Consider the following 2,462-nt stretch of genomic DNA (forward strand, 5'->3'; position numbering starts at 1 on the left):
GCCACAAGGCCGCCGTCCAGGAAGGCGGAGGCGGCGGTGACGGCTTCGGTGACCAGGCCGCCCTCAGGTCACGGGCGCTCCGGCTCCCCCGCCGGTGCCACCTTCCGCAGGGCCGTGATGCAGGTCGCGATCGCCGTCTGGAGGTCCTCCAGGCGTTGCAGCATGTCGTCCTCGTAGATGTCGTCGAGGTCGTCGGCGTCGTCGAAGGTCAGTTCCTCGAAGACCTTCGTCGCCTTCTGCAGGCTGCTGTAGAACTTCGTGCGGCGCTCCTGCAGGCGGAGTTCCGGATTCGCCTCGACGGTCTGGGCGACGAGGTCCTTCACCGAGTCGTACGCCTCGCTGGCCCACTGCCCGGTCTCTTCGTCGTCGTCCAGTTCGTCGAGCAGGGACAGATGCCGCTCGGCCTCCGCGCGCAGGTCGGCGGGGGCGTCGATGGTCTGCCCGGCCGAGGTCTTGACCTGGCCGTTCTCGACGATCTGGCGGACATAGCCGATACGGCTGGCCGCCTGCGTCTCGGTGGCGACCGCCTTCTTCAGCTCGTCGGTGCGGGCGATGTCGCGGGCCAGCTCGGTCTGCAGGGCGGGGTCCTCCTTCAGCCGGTCGAGGAGCGCGGAGCGCGCCGCCTGGGCGGTGGAGGGGTCGGCGAGGATCGCGGCCCGCAGCGCGGTGGGGTTCTCGGCGACTTCGAGGGCCTTGGTCGGCCGGATGCCCTCGGCCTCGGCCGCCGCCGCGATGGCGGTGCCGCGCTCGGAGGCGGCGCTGGAGCGGGAGCTGTAGTACGACAACCACACGTCGGAGTCCGGCAGTTCGATGTCCTCGCCCGGCGCCAGCCCCTCGAAGAACGGGACGAGGCCGTCGTCGGCCGCCTTGTCCCACGCCTTGTAGTAGCGCATGACCCGCTCCGCCGAGCACCCCGCCAGTTCGGCGAACTCCTTGGCGGAGACCTTCGGCGTCTCCTCCGCCGGCTGCCCGCCGGGCCGCACGCTGCGCGCCACCTTCAGCGCGAACGCCCAGCCTCCGGTCCGCGCGTACTCGCCGAACTCACGGGCGTCCCGGGCCACCGGCTCGGGCACGTCGAGCGACGGCCCGGTGACCACGAAGTCACCGGTCGGGATGGTCACTTCGGCATCGTCGGACGAGTCGATCACTACGGTCACAGGTGGCTCTCCCGGAACTCGCGGGTTCTTACGGACAGGCAGAACGTACGGACAGACAGAACGTGCAGCCTATAAGAACCCGTTGCCGCAGCTTCGCAGGCGCCGTCGCGTCCGGGTCGCGTCCGGCGGACTTCACCCCTGGGCGAGATCCAGCGCCGCGATGTAGCCGAAGGTCATCGCGGGTCCGATCGTCGACCCCGCACCGGCGTAGCTGTGCCCCATGACCGCGGCGCTCGCGTTGCCCGCGGCGTACAGGCCCCGGATCACCGAGCCGTCCGGCCGGAGCACCCGGGCCCGGGCGTCCGTGACCAGGCCGCCCTTGGTGCCCAGATCCCCCGGGACGATCTTCAACGCGTAGTACGGGGCCAGCCACAGCGGCGCCAGGCAGGAGTTCGGGAGGATCGCGGGGTCGGAGTAGTAGTGGTCGTACCCGCTCGCCCCGCGGTCGAAGTCGCCGTCGGTGCCTTGGCGGGCGAGAGCGTTGAAGCGGTTGACCGTGGCGCGCAGGGCGGCGGCCGGGACGCCGATCTGTCCGGCGAGGGCGTCGAGGGTCCAGGCCTTGTGGGCGGCACCCGAGTCGTACCAGGCGTCCGGGAACGCGAACGTCGGCAGCACGTCCTTGAACAGGTAGCGGTTGCGGTAGTTCTGGTCGACGATCAGCCAGGCCGGGATGTGCGGGGCGGTCGCGTTCCGCTCGTACATGGTGTGCACGACGTCGCCGTAGGGGGCCGCCTCGTTGACGAAGCGGGCTCCGGCGGAGCTGACGAGCAGACCGCCGGGCAGGGTGCGTTCGGCGAGGCAGAAGTAGGGCTGGTCGGGCAGCGGGATCGTCGGGCCCCACCAGGCGTCGTCCATCAGGCCGAGTGCGGCGCCGGCCCGCCAGCCGGCCCTGATGCCGTCGCCGGTGTTCTCCTTGGCCCCGACCGTCCATGCGGTGCCGATGGGCTGTCGCTGGTACTGCTCGCGCATGGCCGCGTTGTGCTCGAAACCGCCGGAGCCGACGATCACCCCTCGCCGGGCCCGGATCAGGCCGGGTGTGCCGTTCTTGGTCACCACCGCTCCCGCGGCGGCTCCGTTCTCGATGTACAGGTCGGACAGCGGGGTGTTCAGCCACACCGGCACCTGTGCGGCGAGCAGACCGGCGCGCAGTCCCGCCGCCAGTGACTGGCCCATGGTGAGGGGCTTCTGGCCGAGGAGCGCCGCCCTTGTGCCGCGGGCCAGGCACTGGGTGGCGACGGCGGCGCCCTTCGCGCTGACCGCGGCGAGCGTGAGCCACTTGTAGTCGGCGCTGAAGACGACCATGCC

Annotated in this window: 2 protein-coding genes; both read right to left on the reverse strand. The window is 71.3% G+C overall.

Translation table 11 applies throughout. The features are described 5' to 3' along the window. Positions 1 to 68: 68 nt before the first annotated feature. Complete coding sequence (locus AB0I18_RS51895) at positions 69 to 1,115, reverse strand: hypothetical protein (RefSeq protein ID WP_363112867.1); 1,047 nt, start codon at positions 1,113 to 1,115, stop codon at positions 69 to 71. Positions 1,116 to 1,289: 174 nt separating this feature from the next. Then, positions 1,290 to 2,462 (reverse strand): FAD-binding protein (locus AB0I18_RS51900; protein WP_363112866.1); only part of this gene is annotated, 1,173 nt, incomplete at its 5' end.

Source organism: Streptomyces sp. NPDC050704 (genome assembly GCF_040654355.1).
Lineage (GTDB): Bacteria > Actinomycetota > Actinomycetes > Streptomycetales > Streptomycetaceae > Streptomyces.